The organism is Arcicella lustrica (assembly GCF_034930985.1).
Classification (GTDB): Bacteria; Bacteroidota; Bacteroidia; order Cytophagales; family Spirosomataceae; genus Arcicella; species Arcicella lustrica.
Genome location: NZ_JAYGIM010000010.1, coordinates 50,996 through 69,470, shown reverse-complemented (window position 1 = coordinate 69,470; position 18,475 = coordinate 50,996). Strand labels below are relative to the sequence as shown.

The window sequence follows — 18,475 nt, the reverse complement described above, 5'->3', positions numbered from 1 at the left end:
ATATCATGATAAATATCCATAAAAAATTCAAAGGAGTATTTTGGGCGACAGCCATCACTTCCTTATCGCTTTTTTCTTCATGCGAATCGTTTGTAGAATTAGGCGCACCGCCTACGCAGGTTGTTTCTGAAGATGTTTTCAAAGCTGATGCCACGGCTTCAAGTGCTATTTTAGGTTTGTATTCAGGAACAAACATGAGTCAATTTGTTCAAGGATGTACTTTCTTTCCGGGCATGTCGGCGGATGATATTCAGTATAATGCAGCCAATACATCTTATGATGAATTTGAAAATAATGCTTTGAGTACCAATAATTCTTTGGTTGAAAACACGATTTGGGCTTATTCTTATCAGCAAATCAAAAATGCAAATAATGCTATTTCAGGTTTGAATAAATCGCAAACTTTAACGCCAACAGTAAAAGAACAATTATTGGGCGAAGCAAAATTTGTGAGAGCATTATCGTACTTCTATTTGGTGAATTTATTTGGCGATGTACCGATGTCGCTAACACCAGATGCTGACTATGAAGCAAAAGCAAGTTTACCAAGAACACCCGCTACTGCTATTTGGGCACAAATCATCACTGATTTAAAAGAAGCTCAAGCACATTTACCTGTTACTTATGTGGGTACTTTCAAAGGCCGTGTCAATAAACATGCCGCTACTACGTTGTTGGCACGAGCTTATTTGTACAGCAAAGATTGGGCAAATGCAGAAAGCCAAGCAAGCCAAGTAATTACGGCACAGGCTTATACTTTGCCAGCACCAGCCGATGCTTTTGTGAATACAAGTAATGAAATTATTTGGCAAGTAGCCAACACAACGGGAGTTTCTATTTTCGGAGGGAATTACTTGGCAGCGACAGGTGTCATTCCAGCTTTTTCACTTTATGATACTTTGTACAAATCGTTTGAAGAAGTTGATTTAAGAAAAACCAATTGGACTGGCGTAACCAAAATTGGTACAAACAATTATTACTTCATCAACAAATACAAAGTAAGAACAGGTACAGGCAATGAATACAGCGTTGCTTTGCGTTTTGCCGAATTGTATTTGATTCGTTCAGAAGCAGCAGCACAACAAGGTAAATTGACAGAGGCGAAAGCTGATGTCGACATCATTCGTAAAAGAGCAGGATTACCAGCTTTATCAAGTTCGTTGACCAAAGAACAATTATTATTGGCAATTGAACAAGAACGTAAAGTAGAGTTTTTCGGAGAATGGGGACATCGTTGGTTAGACTTAAAACGTAGCAACAGAGCCGATGCTGTTTTGGGTGGTTTGAAAGCAAAAACGTGGAAATCAACCGCAGTACTTTATCCAATTCCTGAAAATCAAAGACTTGCTAACAGAAATTTGACACAGAATTCAGGATATTAAATCAAATAGGAATGGGATGAATCCCATTCCTATTGATAAAAATTGAACTCAAAATCATTCACAATAAACAAGTAAAGGTTATGAAAAAAATATCAATGGCATTAAGCTTTTTAGCTTTGTCAATCACAGGTGCTTTGGCTCAAACTAAGCCAACAGCAGTAAAAGAAGAAGTATTTAGCCTTACAGGAAAAATTGAAGGATTAAAAGATGAAAAAATCTTTCTTTCACACTATAATGGAAAAGGTTTCGACATAGATTCTTTGGTAAGTACCGACGGAAAGTTTGCTTTCAAAGGGAAATTAGCCTATCCATCTATCTATGGTTTATATTTGAATCCTAGAAAAGAACGCCTAAATATTTTTGTACAAGGAGGAGCTATCACTGTACAAACTACTAAAGATTCTATCAGCAAAGGAACGGTAAAAGGTTCGCCTTTGCACAACGAATGGATGATACACCGCAAGCAAATGGAAGGTGCGTATGCCATTATGAGTCAGTCGGATAAATTATACAGAACTACTGTAAAAACGAATAATCCAGATAGTGTTGCCATCAGACAGAAGGCTCATACACTATTTGTTGCTGGGGAAACTTATGCAGATAGTATTTGCAGACAATTTATTACAACTCGCCCTAATTCTATGATTAGTGCATTTATCATCAATAGCTATTTCATGGGTGCGGGTTCTGAAAACAAAGCAAAAGAATATTATAACCTTTTAGCTAAAAATGCTCAGTCTTCATATTATGGAACAAGCGTTAAAGAGTTTTTAGACAAATCAGCCAAAGTTGATGTTGGTAGAATGGCTCCAGCTTTTAGCATGGAAGATACTACTGGCAATGCTTTTACTTTAGCATCGCTTAAAGGTAAATATGTATTGGTAGATTTCTGGGCAAGCTGGTGCGGTCCATGTAGAAAAGAAAACCCAAATGTTGTAAAAGCGTATAATGAATACCGTGATAAGAATTTTGAAATTGTGGGTGTTTCTTTAGACGATAAAAAAGCCAATTGGTTAAAAGCTATCAATGCCGATAAATTGACTTGGATTCACGTTTCAGATTTAAAAGGTTGGCAAAATGAAGCAGCAAAAATGTATGCTGTAAGTGCTGTTCCGATGAATTTCTTGTTGGATAAAAATGGTAAAATCATTGCCAAAAACCTTAGAAGCGAAGAGCTTCATAAAAAACTAGCTGAGCTAATCCATTAATCCAATCAACAGTATTACTGATTATTTTCCTTGGGTTGCATATGTACCATTACATATACAACCCAAGGAAACCTTATTGCCTTAATGTAACAATTTGCTAGTCAAAATTGAAAACCTAATGCACTCATCAACACAAATAAATCCATTAAAAAAGGACTTACAAGAAAAATTTAATCACCTTTGGCATTTGGTGGGCAATACGCCAATGCTTGAGATTTTCTATTCATACAAAAACAGTATTCGTTCGCTGTATGTAAAATGCGAACAGTATAATCTTACGGGAAGTATCAAAGACCGAATGGCTTTGTATATTCTTCAAAAGTCATATCAAGAAGGTAAAATTTCTCCGAACGATTTAATCGTTGAAGCCACCAGCGGAAGTACTGGTATTTCTTTTTCTGCCATTGGTCGCACGTTGGGGCATCCTGTTCAAATCATCATGCCCGATTGGCTCAGTAAAGAACGAATGGACATAATTGCCAGTCTCGGCGCTAAAATCACATTGATTTCTAAAGAAGAAGGTGGTTTTTTAGGAAGTATTCGTCTTTCAGAACAAATGGCGGCAATGAATACTAATATTTTCTTACCCCGTCAATTTGCGAATGATTATAATGCTGATGCTCATCAAGTTACTACTGGAAAGGAAATCTGGTTACAATTACAAAATATAGATATTACTCCCGATGCTTTCGTTGCAGGTGTCGGTACTGGCGGAACAGTAATGGGCGTGGGACGCTACCTAAAATCTAGAAATCCTGCTATTTGTGTGCATCCTTTAGAACCCGAAGAATCTCCTACACTTACAGCAGGTAAAAAAATAGGAACACACCGTATTCAAGGAATTTCTGATGAGTTTATTCCTGAAATTATCAAATTTGATGAACTAGAAAAGCCTGTTCAAGCCAGCGATGGAGATTCTATTATTGTTGCCCAAAAACTAGCTCATCAATTGGGTTTGGCTGTTGGTATTTCTTCTGGAGCAAACTTGATTGGGGCAATTAAATTACAAGAGAAAATGGGTGCTGATGCTCGAATCGTCACGATTTTGTGTGACGACAATAAAAAATATTTGAGTACCGATTTGATGAAAGAGGAAAATCCAAAAGAAGGCTATCTTGCTACTGAAATAGATTTTATTAATTATCGTCCTATCAGTCGTTTATCTATTTTATCTCCTCGTATTATTTAACCATCGTTGTAATCAAAAACAACTCTTTATGAAAAAGATATTTCTTTTTTTATCACTATTGCTATGCTTTTGTTCAGAAGCTCAGATTGAAAAACCTGTGAAATGGACTTTCAAAGCAAAGCCGATTACTGGGCAAGAAGTAATGCTTACTTTCTCCGCAAACATCGACAAACATTGGCATATTTATTCACAACATATTAGTGACGGTGGACCAGTCCCAACTTCGTTTATTATCAGTCCATCGCCAGCTTTTGAACTTATTGGGAAAGTAATCGAAGAAAGTAAAGTGATTAAAGCTTACGACCAATCTTTCAGTATGGACTTACTTTGGTTTGAGCATACCGCTAAGTTTTCTCAGAAAATAAAGCTCAAAGAAAGTACAGCCTTGGTAAAAGGAAGTGTAGAATTTATGGTTTGTAACGATGTACAATGCTTACCGCCAGACCAAGTAGCCTTTGAAATTCCTGTAAAAATTACTGCGAAAATTCCTCTTCAAAAAGATACCGCTTTAGCACTCAAAACAACAGATACGCTTGTCGGACAAGTGCAAAATCAAGCAACAAATATTCAAGATACATCCGCCAGCAAATCAACAGTTACAACTATTTCAGTAGAAAAAGCTACCGAACCCAAACCGCTTTGGCTGACTTTTTTAGCAGGTTTATTAGGTGGTTTTGCGGCTATTTTAATGCCTTGTATTTTTCCGATGTTACCTATGACGGTGAGTTTTTTTACCAAAAGAGCAGGAACAAAAGCCGAAGGCATCACCAAATCTTTAGTTTACGGTTTATCAATTATTGTGATTTACGTGAGCTTGGGGCTGTTGATTACTATTTTCTTTGGTGCAGATGCCCTTAACGATTTATCTACCAATGGCATTTTCAACTTCGCCTTTTTTATCTTGTTATTGGTTTTTGCCGCTTCGTTTTTTGGTGCTTTCGAAATCATGTTGCCAGCTTCTTGGCTCAATGCTTCCGATTCAAAAGCTGATAAAGGTGGTTATTTAGGCATATTTTTTATGGCTACTACGTTGGCTTTGGTCTCATTTTCTTGCACAGGACCAATTATTGGCACTTTGTTAGTACAAGCCGCTACGATGGGACAAATACTTGGACCAGCCATAGGAATGTTTGGTTTTGCTTTGGCATTGGCTTTGCCTTTTACTTTGTTTTCAATGTTTCCATCTTGGCTAAATGCGCTCCCAAAATCTGGTGGTTGGCTGAATAGTGTGAAAGTTGTTTTAGGCTTTTTAGAAGTAGCACTTGCTCTAAAATTTTTATCCAATGTAGATTTGGCTTATCACTGGCAATGGTTTGATAGAGAGATTTTCCTAGCCCTATGGATTGTTATTTTCGGTTTGCTAACCTTATACTTATTAGGCAAAATCAAATTTTCGCATGATAGTCCTTTGGCTTACCTTTCTACTTCTCGTTTGTTTATGAGTATCGTTACGGCTGCTTTTACGGTTTATATGATTCCGGGTTTATGGGGTGCTCCGCTTGATGCCATTGCGGCATTTTTACCCCCACAACATACCCAAGATTTCGATTTATATACTTCCCGACTCGGTACAAACAGCTCAAAAACTTCTGAAAGTACCCATAAATACGCTGATATTTTCCACGCTCCGCTCAATTTGGATACTTTTTTTGATTATGAAGAAGGAATAGCTTTTGCAAAAAAACAGCACAAACCTGTGATGATAGATTTTACTGGTCACGCCTGTGTGAATTGTCGTAAAATGGAAGCAACCGTTTGGTCGAAGCCAGAAGTCTTGAAGTATTTACAAAATGATTATGTATTGATTCAATTGTATGTGGATGACAAAACAGAACTGCCTTCACAAGAACAATATTTGTCGGATTATAGTCAAAAGAAAATCACCACAATAGGAAAAAAATGGAGTGAGATGCAAGCTAAACGCTTCAATACCAATTCACAACCATATTATGTTTTGCTAGATTCCGAAGGCAAAGAATTAATTAAACCCCAAGGTGCAAATTATGAAGTAAACAATTTTGTACAATTCCTAGAAAGTGGGTTGAAGGCTTTTAGGAGTTTATAAATTTTCCATTCGGCGACGAATTAATTCGCCTTCGAATAGGAATTATTATATTTTTTCAAATTCAGAACTTAAAATATTTATGAAAAAAACACAAGCTATCATAGCATTATTACTGGCTTTAAGCAGTACTTATATCAGTTTTTCTCAGACCAAATTGGTCGAGAAAGTCACCAAAAAAGGAAATGAATTGGTGATTCCTTATGAGAAATATATTTTGCCAAATGGTTTAACCTTGATTATTCACGAAGACCATTCCGACCCTGTTGTTCATGTTGACGTAACCTATCATGTGGGTTCGGCAAGAGAAGAAATCGGAAAATCGGGCTTTGCACATTTCTTTGAACACATGATGTTTCAAGGTTCTGACCACGTAGGCGACGAAGAACATTTTAAAATTATTACTGAAGCAGGTGGCAATATGAACGGTACGACCAATCGTGACCGTACCAATTATTTTGAAACTGTTCCGAGTAATCAATTAGAAAGAGCTTTATGGCTAGAAGCCGACCGCATGGGTTTTTTATTAGATGCCGTAACACAAGGCAAATTTGAGATTCAACGAGCTACAGTGAAAAATGAAAGAGGACAAAATTATGATAATCGTCCGTATGGTTTAGGAAGTGAATATGTTGCGAAAACGCTTTATCCTTATGGACATCCATATTCTTGGTTAACAATAGGTTACATTGAAGACCTGAACCGAGTAAATGTAAACGACCTTAAAAATTTCTTTTTACGTTGGTATGGACCAAACAATGCCGCTTTGTCGATTGGTGGAGATGTTAATCCTAAAGAAGTAATCAAATTGGTTGAAAAGTACTTTAGTTCAATTCCTACTTGTCCTGCTGTCGATAAAACAATCGTTCCAGCAGTGGCTTTATCAACCGACCGTTATGTAAGTTATGAAGACAATATTCGTTTTCCGATGTTGCAAATGGTTTTTCCAACCACGCCTGCATTTCATAAAGACGAAGCAGCATTAGATGTTCTCGCTCAGATTTTAGGGGGTGGCAAAACTTCCCTTTTCTACAAGAATTTTGTGAAAAGTCAAAAAGCTTTGCAGGCAGGAGCCTACAATTCAACGTCAGAATTAGCAGGAGAATTTACGATGACGGTAGTTGCTTTACCCAATACTCCTTTGAACCAAATGGAGAAAATGATTAGAAGTACTTTTGATGAATTTGAAAAAAGAGGCGTAAACGACGACGATTTGGCACAATTCAAGGCAAATTATGAAGCAAGTACGGTTCGAAATTTATCAAGCGTATCAGGTAAAGTTTCTCAATTGGCAAATTATCAGGCATTAGCTGGAGACGCTGGTTTGTTGACAAAAGAATTAGCAAGCATTCAGGCAGTGACCAAAGAAGATGTCATGCGAGTATATCAGCAATATATTCAAGGGAAAAAAGCTGTTATTTTAAGTGTTTATCCAAAAGGTAAAAAGGAATTGATTGCTTCAGAAAATAATTTTGTTGCTCAACCAGAGAATTACCAAGCACCTAATTATGGTTATGATGGATTGAAATATGTAAAGGCAAAAGATATTTTCGACAGAAGTAAAAAGCCAACTACGGGAGTAAATCCAGAAATGAAATTGCCAAATTATTGGAAAGAAAAATTACCAAACGGCATCAAAATCATTGGGACAAATACGAATGAAATACCAGCCGTAACACTTTCTTTTACGATTAAAGGTGGACATTTTTTATCTGCCAATGATTTATCAAAAGTGGGAATCATGCCTTTAACCGTTGCCATGATGAACGAAGCAACGAACGAACACACAGCAGAACAACTGAGTACTTCTTTACAAAAATTAGGAAGTTCCGTTTCATTCAATTCAGGTTTAGAAGGCATTTATGTACAAGTAAATTCTTTAACTAAACATTTAGACGCTACTTTGGCGATTTTAGCAGAAAAACTTTTGAGTCCAAAATTTGCTCAAGAAGATTTTGACCGTTTGAAAAAACAACAATTAGAAGGCATCGCCAATCAAAGTACTCAGCCCGTTGCCATTGCCGACCAAGTTTTTGACAAAATACTTTATGGTAAAGAAAGTATTCAGTCGTATTCTATGAATGGAACAGCGGAAACGCTAAAAAATATTACCTTAGAAGATATAAAAACCTTTTATCAGCAATACTTTTCTCCATCGGTTACAAACTTGATTATTGTCGGTGACATTACAAAAAATGCAATCATGCCAAAGCTTTCTTTCTTGACGCAATGGAAAGCCAAAGAAGTAAAAATGCCTGTGATTAATCAAGATAGAAAATCTTTAAAAACTAAAATTTACTTGGTGGACAAAGAAAATGCTGCTCAATCTGAAATCAGAATTGGTTATGCTACCAATTTACCTTACAGTCCAGTAGGTGAATATTACCAAACGTATGTGATGAATTATATTTTGGGCGGAGCATTTAATAGCCGATTAAACTTGAATTTAAGAGAAAACAAAGGTTATACTTATGGTGCTCGTTCGTCATTTAGTAATACCAAAATTGCAGGAAGTTTTACAGCGCAAGCGGGAGTAAAAGCTTCTACAACAGATAGTTCAGTTGTAGAGTTTATGAAGGAAATCAAAAACTATGCAGAACAGGGAATTACGGCAGATGAGTTACTTTTTACCAAAAATTCTATCGGACAAAGTGATGCGCTAAAATACGAAACGCCAGTTCAAAAAGCTTCATTTCTAGGTTTAGTACTTGAATATGAGCAAATTGACAATTTTGTAGAGGCTAGAAAAAATACGTTAAAAAACCTTACTCAAGCAAAAGTAAATGCTTTAGCCAAACAATATTTACCTTACCAAAATATGGTAATTGTAATAGTTGGCGACAAGAAAAACATCAAATCAGGTTTAGAAAAGCTTGGTTATGAAGTAGTGGAATTGGATAAAAGTGGTGTTGAAATATAGTTTTTTGAAAATTTTATGTTTAAAAATAAGCTCATCCATTTCTTTACAGGAGAAGTGGATGAACTTTAAATAAATTCTTCTAATCTCCCGCAACTCTGTAAGTCGGGTCTTCCAGAATATTTACAACGATTACTTTATCGGCTCTGGCTAATAATTTTCTACAATCTTCACTCAGATGTTTTAAACGAACCGTTTTGTTTAATTGAGCATAGCGTTCAGTAATTTTATTGACCGCTTCAATGGCGCTCATATCTGCAATTCTACTTTCTGCAAAGTCAATTACGACTTCATTTGGGTCGTTTACAACGTCAAATTTCTCTGTAAAAGCAGTCGTTGAAGCAAAGAAAAGCGGACCATAAATTTCATAATATTTTACGCCTTTATCATCGACATATTTTCTTGCTCGGATGCGTTTGGCACTTTCCCAAGCAAAAACCAAAGCAGAAATAATTACGCCCATAAGTACCGCTAAAGCTAAATTATGCAGCCAAATCGTAATGCCTGCCACTAGCATTCCAACAATAATATCCTGTTTAGGCATTTTGTTGATGATTTTAAAACTCATCCATTCAAAAGTGCTAATCGCCACCATAATCATTACGCCTGTGAGAGCCGCCATCGGTAAATTTTCAATCAGTGGCGAAGCAAAAAGAATAACCGACAAAATAGTAAGTGCAGCGATGATTCCTGAAAGTCTTGCTCTTGAGCCCGCAGAAATATTCACTAAGGTTTGGGCAATCATCGGGCAACCACCCATCCCAAAGAAAAAACCATTCAAGATATTGGCTACTCCTTGCGCTAACGATTCTCTGTTTCCGTTTCCTTTTGTCTTAGTAAGTTCATCCACCACATTGAGCGTCAGTAACCCTTCGGTTAAACCTACACCAGCCATTATCAAACCATAAGGCAAAATAATTTGCAGTGTTTCAAACGTAAAAGGAATATTGGGAATGTGAAAAGGCGGAAATCCTCCCGAAACAGAAGCAATATCTTTTACTGTTTTGGTTTCTATTTTAAGCGTAAAAACCAAAATTCCCACCACAATAATTGCCATTAATGACGCTGGAACAGCTTTACTGATTTTAGGAAAAATCAACACGATAGCAATCGTCAAAGCTACCAAACCAGCCATAATATAAAGCGGAGTACCTGATAACCAAACAGTTTGCCCATCAAGTACCGTTTTAAATTGCTCTATTTGCGCCATAAAAATGATAACCGCTAAACCATTTACAAAGCCAAACATCACTGGTTGTGGTACTAAACGAATGAATTTGCCCAACTTAAACAAACCTACAATAATCTGAAATACTCCTGCCATTGCTACTGCGGCAAAAACATATTCTAAACCATGCGATTTCATCAAGGCAATCAATACAACTACTGTTGCGCCTGCTCCGCCAGAAATTAATCCAGGTCTTCCGCCAAAAATTGCTGTTACCAAACCCATAATAAAGGCTGCGTAAAGACCCATTAATGGTGGAAAATCAGCTAAAATGGCAAACGACAGCGATTCTGGAATCATCGTCATGGCTACAGTAAGTCCCGCTAGTACTTCTGTTTTATAATTTACTTTTTGATTAAAATCAAATAAGTTGATAGACTTTAACATTATTTTAAAATTGATTCTATAAAATATTACCTCAGGAAAAGTAATTTTCTAAATACAAGTAATTGTCATTGAAGAAAGTTTGGAGAGAAAAATCATCTTGAAATGCTATCAAGATGAAGTAATAAACGAAGCTTTGTTAGCTAGTTTTTCCATTATTTCACACAAAAGTACCTTCTGAAGGTTGAAAATCAAAGAGAATAGGATGTAGCCTCTTCGCTCCTATTTGAATAATCCTTTTTTTAAACAATATTTGAGTAATCGAAAATCATCATCCTTACTAATTTATTCATCATGAAAAAACTTATCTTACTTTGCCTGTTATTTTTCTCTGTTAAAGTTCATGCTCAAACGCCTGAAGAGCAATTAACAAAATTAGGCATCACGCTTCCCACTGTGAGTCAGCCAGTGGCTAGTTATGTAAATGTCGTGCGAACTGGAAATCTTTTATTCCTTTCAGGAAAAGGTCCTTTAAAGGCTGATGGGCAATATATTAAAGGGAAATTGGGGAAAGATTTAACCATTGAAGAAGGTGCAAAAGCGGCTGAATTAGCAGCAATTCAACAATTAGCAGTACTAAAAGCCACTTTGGGAGATTTAAGCAAAGTAAAAAGAATTGTAAAAGTTTTGGGTTTCGTGAATAGCGATAGTGAGTTTTTTGACCATCCAAAAGTAATAAATGGTACTTCTAATTTAATGATTCAGGTTTTTGGCGAAAAAGGGAAACACGCACGTTCTGCGCTTGGTGTAAATGCTTTACCCTTCAATATGGCAGTTGAAGTAGAAATGATTGTAGAAGTAGAATAGCTGAAAATATTTGTCCGAATTAATTGAGGATATAAACTTATAAGGATTTGAGTATAAAAATCCTTATAAGTTTTTTTAAGCCTAAACCTTCAACGAAAAGTAAAAAGTACTACCTTTCCCAATTTCAGATTCTACCCAAATTTGTCCGTTTTGTGCTTCTATAAACTGGCGAGCGATGGCTAATCCTAAGCCTGTTCCTTTCTGACTATCAGGCGTTTGGAAATACTTGTCGAATATTTTTTCTAAGTATTCTTGTGCGATTCCTTTTCCAAAATCTTGTACAGAAAATACAACGGTTCCATTTTGACGAATGGCAGAAACGATAATTTTGCTATTTTCTGAACTATAACGAATGGCGTTGGTCAGTAAATTCACCAAAATCCATGCTGACTTTTCAGCATCAGCTTGTACTTGTGGAAGCTTGTCTGAAAGCTGAATTTCAATTTCTATATTTTGTTGCTGTGCTTGAAACTGTATTGCCGAAGTTGCGTATTCAATGATATTTTGCGGTGCTACGGCTTGTAAATTCAAACTGATTTTGCCACTTTCCACTTGGGTCAAATCCAACAATTCACCTGTAATATTTAACAATCTCTGACTATCTGATTTGATATTTTCTAACAATTGACTTTGTTCTGGATTCAGAATGCCTACTTTTTCATTTTCTAATAATTTCAAACTCATTTTTATCGCTGAAATTGGCGTTTTTAATTCATGCGAAATCGTGGCGATAAAGTTGGTTTTGGCTTCATCTAATTCGTGAAAACGAGTAATGTTTTTCAGCAAAATTACTTTTCCTAATATTTTCTGGTTACTTTCTACTGTTAAAGTCTCTTTTGTAAAATAGCTTTCACGTTCGTCGGCGTAGATTTTTATTTCTTTATTTTGGTCTTTTTCATTCAAAAGTGTTCTCAGTAAATCGTTGTACAAAGCTACGTCTGGGGCGTATTTTCCAATCAAATCTTCTGATTTTACATTCAACATTTTAATCGCTACGATATTAACGAAAAGTATTTTGCTTTTTTCGTCCAAACCAATTACAGCATCGTTTAGATTGTTGATAATGGCTTCAATTCTACTCTTTTCAAAAAGTATTTTTGCCAGATTTGAATGTTCGTACTCGTTCAATTTTTCCGCCATTGAATTAAATGCCGAAGCCAATTCGCCAAATTCATCTTCCGAAGAAAAATGCAAGCGTTGTTCATAATTTTTATTGGTAATTGCTTGAATACCTTTTGTCAGTTCTTTGATAGGATTGGCAATGTAAGAGGGGAAATTGACGATAAAAGTAAAAGTCAATAACATACAAACGATAGCAACCATTTTTAAATAATTACTGGCATTTTCTGCAGTTTTCAAAGCCAAAGCATTTTTTCTGACAATACCTTGTTGGTTTAAATCGGCAATGTTCAATAAAGCTTGATTCAGTTTGGTAAAATGGGTTTCGGAACTATCTTTTTTAAATTCAAAATAGGCTTTCTGTAGATTTTGCGTAGCTTCAAGCTCGCCCACTTCCGTAATGTTGTGGGCTTGTTTATCTAACAAAATTTCAAAGGATTTTTGCTTGGCTGTATCAGCCGACCAAGTATTGAGTGTTTCTTCCATACCCTGCACATATCCCAAGGACTCAATATTATCTTTCAAGATTTTGCTGGAATCTGCCTGTAATTGATTCAGATAATACGTTCCCATCCCGCCCAACAAGACGATGACAGAAAAAAGGAAGAATAATCCCAGTTGAAGTTTTGCTTTGATTTTCATGGTAATTAGCTGTGAGTTGTGAGCAATGAGCTTTCAGCTTTTTTGATTGCCTGCCAATGAAATAATAGACAACCATTAATGAGTAATCTATTTAACTTAAAATCACAATATCAATATCCGAAGACGAAAGTTTTTTAAGTAATTGATTAAATAAATTTGTTGCCAAGATAATTCTGAATAAACTAAAATGTGGTTTTCCGATACAAATTGTTGTGATTTCGTACTTTTCAGCGATTTCTACAATACTTTTTGCGACCGAATCACTTGGTATTCTGATGACCTCTGCTCCTAATTCTGTGGCTAATTTCAAATTATTAATTAAATGTCTTTGTGTTGCCAAATTGATTTTATCTCCCGATTCAGAAGGCGTTTGCACGTACAATACAAACCATTTTGAATCATAATGCGAAGCCAACCGAGCCGTTTTGCGAATGATATTTTTAGAAGTATTGGCATTAGAACTGATACAAGCCAAAAATCTTTCATGCGTAAATTTACTGTTTGATACTTCGTTGAATACTTTTCTTTCTACTTGATGAGCTACTTCTTTCAAAGCTAATTCTCTTAACTGCAATAATTTAGCTGGTTGAAAAAAATTATTCAGGGCAGTTTCTACTTTTTTCAAATCGTAGATTTTCCCTTCTTTCAAACGAACAATTAGCTCATCAGCTGTTAAGTCGATGTTTACTACTTCATCAGCTTGTTGCAAAACCCAATCGGGTACTCTTTCGGCTACTTCTACATTGGTAATTTGTTTTACTTCATCGTTTAGGCTCTCAAGATGTTGAATATTGACGGCAGAAATCACATTGATGCCTGCATTCAAAATGTCCATGACATCCTGCCAACGCTTTTCGTTTTTAGAGCCTTCAATATTAGTATGAGCGAGTTCATCGACAATAGCAATTTCTGGACGTTGGTTGATGACCGCCTGTACGTCCATTTCTTCTAATTCTTTGCCTTTATAAAAAAGTTTTCGGCGAGGAATCACAGGAATACCTTCCAACAAAGCATGGGTTTCGGCTCGGTTGTGGGTTTCGATATAAGCAATTTTTATATTGACATTGTTTCTGAGCAAAGTGTGGGCTTCTTGCAACATCCTAAATGTTTTGCCCACGCCAGCACTCATACCAATATAAATTTTAAACTTCCCCCTTTTGGAGCTTTTGATTAAATCTAAAAAATATTGAGCCGAATGTTCCATGTGTTTTTAGCAATGAGTTATGAGCTACGAGCTTTCAGCCTTGAGCTTTGAGCAACGAGCTATGAGTATTGAGCTATAAAATATTGGGATACTTATTTAATAGTAAAGTAAAGCTGAAGGCTCACTGCTCATAGCTCGTAGCTCAAAGCTGAATAGCCATTGAAGTATTCAGCGAGAAATTATTGTTCACCGCTTTTCCTTCTTTGCTGAAAATTGCGTCTTTACTTTCTAATAATTTTCCTTCCACTCGCCAGAGTACTTGGTCACTTACTTTATAGTCGATATTCAATGAATAACCTTTTGTTTGAAAGCCATTTGGCGTATTGCTGGCGATAATTACCCCATTTTTATCTTGATAATACTCCCAACGCACCGCTCCTGACCATTTTGTGTTTGTGGTATATTTTAAAATTGCCACAGGACTATACCAAGTATTGTACTCAGACGAAGCCACCGCTTTTTGTTCTAAACCATAATCAAATCCTGCAATCAAACCCAATGTTGAAGACAGTTGAAAAATGCCATAAAGATTTGAAAAATATCGCTCTTGCTTTTGACTACTTGGTTTGTCATTTCCGATAAAAGTACTCCAATTCAGTGTGGTTTTTTCATTAGGTTTAAATTGAACTTGCGTTCCCAAAGCCATTGTTTGGTTTCCATCTGGTCGTTTGATTCGCTGCCAACCGTTCAATGCCAAAGCTGAAAGCGTCCAACGATTGTCTGCATTGATATAGGTAATTTTCGCTCCAGACTCATAATAGGGTGAGTTTTCCGCTAAAATACTTCTGGTGAGCGTCCAACAATCTTTTGAAATGGCACTTTCAAAACCAATGTGCGAAGGCATAATACCTGCATCCAACCAAAGGTTTTGTTTATTTGAAAGTTTCACTCCTACATTCGCTTCAAAAACGTGTTGCATCAATGAAGATTCGCTTGCCAAATTGTACTGGGCATAAGTACCAGCCATCAAAGCCAAATTCGCTCGTGTATTTGCTGAAAGATAAGTGCCTTTAATAAAACCGAGATTGAGGTTGAACTCATTATGTCGGTTATGATTATACATAAAACTCGGACGCTCGTGGCTGGCAGGTTGGTTGAAATCATAGACATAATACGTTTCCAAATAGCCCGACCAAGTGATACTTGGTTTACTTTCAGTTTGTCCAAAAATACTTGTTTGAAAAACGAACAAGGCAATCAATGTTAAATAAATGGTTTTCATGAGATTGTGTGAGCTGTTAGCTTTGAGCTATGAGCTTTGAGCTTTGAGCAACAAGCTATAATAATTTATTCAAATTTTTGGGAATACTACTTACTACTCATGGCATGACTTTGAGCTTTGAGCTATGAGCTGTAATAATTTATTCAAATTTTTGGGAATATTACCCCCTACTGATGGCATGACTTCTAGTCATGCCATCAATAAAAAAAGCTTAAAGCTCATAGCTCACTGCTTAAGACTCAAAGCTTCTAAAGCAATATTCAATTTCAGCACATTTACTTTTTCTGTTCCGAACAAGCCTAAAAGTGGTTCTTCGGTTTGGGCATTCACTAAAGTGATTAATTTTGCTTTTGATACATTCATGATTTTAGCAATTCTGTCAACTTGTACCAAAGCAGCTTTTGGCGAAATATGTGGGTCAAGTCCACTACCAGAAGCAGTTACTAATTCAGAAGGAATTTCTGCTTTGGGTACTGTTGGATTATGTACTAAAAAGGTATCAATACGAGCTTGTACTTGAGCCAAATAATCAGGGTTGGTAGTTCCTTTGTTTGAGCCACCAGAACCAGCAGCATTATAATTCACTGCCGAAGGACGACCATTAAAATACTGGTCTTGGTCGAATTTCTGACCAATGTTGGCTGCTCCAACAACCTTACCTTTGTATTCAACAAAAGTAACTTTTCCTTTATCGGGAGCGAGTTGAGCAAATCCCAACACGATTAAAGGATACACAAAAGCAAATAGCAATACACACAATAAAGTGAGTTTAAGTGCTGGAAAAAATTGAGTTTTCATCTTCTTGTCTGTTATCGGTTAACCGTTAATTGTTATCTGTTAATAGTTAACCGTATATTACTTTAATAAACTTTCTTAATTTGGGAACTTTTTAGCTCAAAAAGAACTCCTTGATAACCGATAACCGATAACCGATAACCGATAACCGATAACCGATAACCGATAACCGATAACCGATAACCGATAACCGATAACCGATTTAGAAAAACATTCCCACCGCCAAATCAAGTACTTTGATGCCCATAAAAGGAATAATCACACCACCGAGTCCGTAAATCAATAAATTTCTTCTTAATAAAGCACTTGCTCCGATAGGCTTATAGTCAACCCCTCTTAAAGCCAAAGGAATCAAAGCTGGAATGATAAGAGCATTGAAAATCACAGCCGATAAAATAGCACTTTCTGGCGAATGCAAGTGCATAATATTCAAGCCTTGCAAACTTGGAATACTGGCAATAAACAAGGCTGGCACAATAGCAAAGTACTTAGCTACGTCGTTGGCGATAGAAAAAGTAGTGAGCGTGCCACGAGTCATTAATAATTGTTTACCGATTTCCACAATCTCAATCAATTTCGTTGGGTCATTGTCCAAATCCACCATATTTCCCGCTTCTTTGGCGGCCACAGTTCCAGAGTTCATGGCTACGCCTACATCTGACTGAGCCAAAGCTGGGGCATCGTTTGTGCCGTCGCCCATCATCGCTACTAATTTTCCACTGGCTTGTTCGGCTTTGATATAATTCATTTTATCTTCGGGTTTTGCCTCAGCAATAAAATCATCTACACCTGCTTTTTCGGCAATATACTTGGCTGTCAGAGGATTATCGCCCGTTACCATTACCGTTTTAATGCCCATTTTTCTCAAACGTTCAAAACGTTCTTGAATGCCTACTTTGATAATATCTTGCAATTCGATAACACCCAACACTTCTTCATTTTGAGTTACCACCAAAGGAGTACCACCATTACTGGCAATAAATTTCACTTTGTCTGCAATTTCGGTTGGGAAAGTATTGCCTGCACTTTCTGCAAGGTTTTTCATCGAATCAAAAGCACCTTTACGAATACGAATACCATTTGCTAAATTCACACCAGACGAACGAGTTTCTGCCGTGAATTTTATCAGTTCAACATCATTTTGTAGTACTGGAATCTTCAATCCGTGACTACCTGCCAACTCAATAATAGACTTACCTTCGGGTGTATCATCTGCTAAAGAACTTAATACTACGGCATTCATAAAAGTCATATTATCAGTGCCATTGGCTGCATAAAAATTGGTTGCTTTTCGGTTTCCAATCGTAATTGTTCCTGTTTTATCCAACAACAATACATCAATATCGCCTGCTGTTTCTACGGCTTTTCCTGATTTAGTAATTACGTTAGCACGCAAAGCTCTGTCCATCCCAGCAATACCGATTGCAGATAATAAACCGCCAATTGTGGTAGGAATCAAGCAGACAAAAAGTGAGATAAAAGCGGCAATCGTAATCGGCGTATTAGCGTAATCTGCAAAAGGTTTAAGGGCTACGCAAACGATGATAAAAATTAAAGTAAAACCTGCCAAGAGTATCGTCAGGGCGATTTCATTCGGCGTTTTTTGGCGAGAAGCTCCTTCTACCAAAGCAATCATTTTATCTAAAAAACTCTCACCGGGTTCGGTCGTAACGATTACTTTGATTTTATCAGAAAGTACTTTTGTACCGCCCGTTACTGAAGATTTATCGCCGCCCGACTCACGAATGACTGGAGCAGATTCTCCCGTAATCGCAGATTCGTCAATCGTCGCCAAACCTTCGATAATTTCGCCATCAGTAGGGATTGTGTCGCCTGCTTCGCAGATGAATACATCTCCTTTACGGAGTTGGGCAGAATTTACGATTTGAATTTCGTTCAAATACATTTCACCTACTTGTTTGATAAGCTTTGCAGGTGTTTCTTCACGAGTTTTACGCAAAGAATCTGCTTGAGCTTTGCCTCTGGCTTCGGCGATGGCTTCGGCAAAATTGGCAAACAATAGCGTGAAAAATAAGATGATTAAAACCGTTAGATTATAAGCGAATGAGCCTTGGTCTGTATGATTGATGCTATAAATCGTAACGAATAACATCACAAGCGTTCCTAATTCAACCGTGAACATCACTGGGTTTCGGAACATTATTTTTGGATTTAGTTTTACAAACGAAGCAGCGAAGGCTTCTTTCACTAAATCCGCTTGGAAAAGCGAAGTTGGTTGGGTTTTCATAAGAGTAAGCTTTAAGCTGTGAGCCTTGAGCTATCAGCTTTGAGTTTTGATATGAGAAATGAGCTACG

Annotated in this window: 12 protein-coding genes; 6 read left to right on the top strand and 6 right to left on the bottom strand. The window is 36.7% G+C overall.

What is annotated here, in order from left to right; genetic code table 11:
* Positions 1 to 5: 5 nt before the first annotated feature.
* The 5 genes from VB798_RS13830 to VB798_RS13810 all read left to right on the top strand — a co-directional run bounded on the left by VB798_RS13830 (position 6) and on the right by VB798_RS13810 (position 8,761).
* On the top strand, positions 6 to 1,382 hold the full coding sequence (locus tag VB798_RS13830) for a RagB/SusD family nutrient uptake outer membrane protein (protein WP_323259269.1): 1,377 nt from the start codon (positions 6 to 8) through the stop codon (positions 1,380 to 1,382).
* 80 nt (positions 1,383 to 1,462) lie between these two features.
* Positions 1,463 to 2,590: a TlpA disulfide reductase family protein gene (locus VB798_RS13825; RefSeq protein WP_323259267.1), complete on the top strand. Its 1,128-nt coding sequence runs from the start codon at positions 1,463 to 1,465 to the stop codon at positions 2,588 to 2,590.
* A 118-nt stretch (positions 2,591 to 2,708) separates the two neighbouring features.
* Entirely contained in the window at positions 2,709 to 3,779 is a 1,071-nt protein-coding gene (locus VB798_RS13820) for a PLP-dependent cysteine synthase family protein (protein WP_323259265.1), read from the top strand.
* 28 nt (positions 3,780 to 3,807) lie between these two features.
* Complete coding sequence (locus VB798_RS13815) at positions 3,808 to 5,844, top strand: protein-disulfide reductase DsbD family protein (RefSeq protein WP_323259263.1); 2,037 nt, start codon at positions 3,808 to 3,810, stop codon at positions 5,842 to 5,844.
* A gap of 79 nt (positions 5,845 to 5,923) precedes the next feature.
* The gene (locus VB798_RS13810) at positions 5,924 to 8,761 is read left to right on the top strand and encodes a M16 family metallopeptidase (RefSeq protein WP_323259261.1); all 2,838 of its coding nucleotides are present in this window, start codon (positions 5,924 to 5,926) and stop codon (positions 8,759 to 8,761) included.
* A gap of 79 nt (positions 8,762 to 8,840) precedes the next feature.
* Here the strand turns inward: VB798_RS13810 and VB798_RS13805 are convergent, their stop codons facing one another.
* Positions 8,841 to 10,373 carry a SulP family inorganic anion transporter gene (locus tag VB798_RS13805; RefSeq protein ID WP_323259259.1) on the bottom strand — a complete coding sequence of 511 codons (1,533 nt, stop codon included), beginning with the start codon at positions 10,371 to 10,373 and terminating at the stop codon, positions 8,841 to 8,843.
* A gap of 291 nt (positions 10,374 to 10,664) precedes the next feature.
* Between VB798_RS13805 and VB798_RS13800 the strand changes: the two genes are divergently transcribed.
* Positions 10,665 to 11,177 carry a RidA family protein gene (locus tag VB798_RS13800; protein ID WP_323259257.1) on the top strand — a complete coding sequence of 171 codons (513 nt, stop codon included), beginning with the start codon at positions 10,665 to 10,667 and terminating at the stop codon, positions 11,175 to 11,177.
* Between the two features lie 81 nt (positions 11,178 to 11,258).
* Here the strand turns inward: VB798_RS13800 and VB798_RS13795 are convergent, their stop codons facing one another.
* The 5 genes from VB798_RS13795 to kdpB all read right to left on the bottom strand — a co-directional run bounded on the left by VB798_RS13795 (position 11,259) and on the right by kdpB (position 18,407).
* Positions 11,259 to 12,938, bottom strand: coding sequence for a sensor histidine kinase (locus tag VB798_RS13795; protein WP_323259255.1), 1,680 nt, complete (start codon positions 12,936 to 12,938; stop codon positions 11,259 to 11,261).
* A 91-nt stretch (positions 12,939 to 13,029) separates the two neighbouring features.
* Positions 13,030 to 14,142 (bottom strand): sensor protein KdpD, encoded by a 1,113-nt coding sequence (locus VB798_RS13790; RefSeq protein ID WP_323259253.1) that lies wholly within the window; start codon positions 14,140 to 14,142, stop codon positions 13,030 to 13,032.
* A gap of 142 nt (positions 14,143 to 14,284) precedes the next feature.
* Entirely contained in the window at positions 14,285 to 15,364 is a 1,080-nt protein-coding gene (locus VB798_RS13785; protein ID WP_323259251.1) for a porin, read from the bottom strand.
* Positions 15,365 to 15,589: 225 nt separating this feature from the next.
* On the bottom strand, positions 15,590 to 16,162 hold the full coding sequence (locus tag VB798_RS13780) for a K(+)-transporting ATPase subunit C (RefSeq protein WP_323259249.1): 573 nt from the start codon (positions 16,160 to 16,162) through the stop codon (positions 15,590 to 15,592).
* A gap of 199 nt (positions 16,163 to 16,361) precedes the next feature.
* On the bottom strand, positions 16,362 to 18,407 hold the full coding sequence (gene kdpB / locus VB798_RS13775) for a potassium-transporting ATPase subunit KdpB (RefSeq protein ID WP_323259247.1): 2,046 nt from the start codon (positions 18,405 to 18,407) through the stop codon (positions 16,362 to 16,364).
* Positions 18,408 to 18,475 lie beyond the last annotated feature (68 nt).

Bases quoted from the DNA above. Each gene is read 5' to 3' on its own strand.
- VB798_RS13830 (WP_323259269.1), top strand. From the start codon at position 6: ATGATAAATATCCATAAAAAATTCAAAGGAGTATTTTGGGCGACAGCC.
- VB798_RS13825 (WP_323259267.1), top strand. From the start codon at position 1,463: ATGAAAAAAATATCAATGGCATTAAGCTTTTTAGCTTTGTCAATCACA.
- VB798_RS13820 (WP_323259265.1), top strand. From the start codon at position 2,709: ATGCACTCATCAACACAAATAAATCCATTAAAAAAGGACTTACAAGAA.
- VB798_RS13815 (WP_323259263.1), top strand. From the start codon at position 3,808: ATGAAAAAGATATTTCTTTTTTTATCACTATTGCTATGCTTTTGTTCA.
- VB798_RS13810 (WP_323259261.1), top strand. From the start codon at position 5,924: ATGAAAAAAACACAAGCTATCATAGCATTATTACTGGCTTTAAGCAGT.
- VB798_RS13805 (WP_323259259.1), bottom strand. From the start codon at position 10,373: ATGTTAAAGTCTATCAACTTATTTGATTTTAATCAAAAAGTAAATTAT.
- VB798_RS13800 (WP_323259257.1), top strand. From the start codon at position 10,665: ATGAAAAAACTTATCTTACTTTGCCTGTTATTTTTCTCTGTTAAAGTT.
- VB798_RS13795 (WP_323259255.1), bottom strand. From the start codon at position 12,938: ATGAAAATCAAAGCAAAACTTCAACTGGGATTATTCTTCCTTTTTTCT.
- VB798_RS13790 (WP_323259253.1), bottom strand. From the start codon at position 14,142: ATGGAACATTCGGCTCAATATTTTTTAGATTTAATCAAAAGCTCCAAA.
- VB798_RS13785 (WP_323259251.1), bottom strand. From the start codon at position 15,364: ATGAAAACCATTTATTTAACATTGATTGCCTTGTTCGTTTTTCAAACA.
- VB798_RS13780 (WP_323259249.1), bottom strand. From the start codon at position 16,162: ATGAAAACTCAATTTTTTCCAGCACTTAAACTCACTTTATTGTGTGTA.
- kdpB (WP_323259247.1), bottom strand. From the start codon at position 18,407: ATGAAAACCCAACCAACTTCGCTTTTCCAAGCGGATTTAGTGAAAGAA.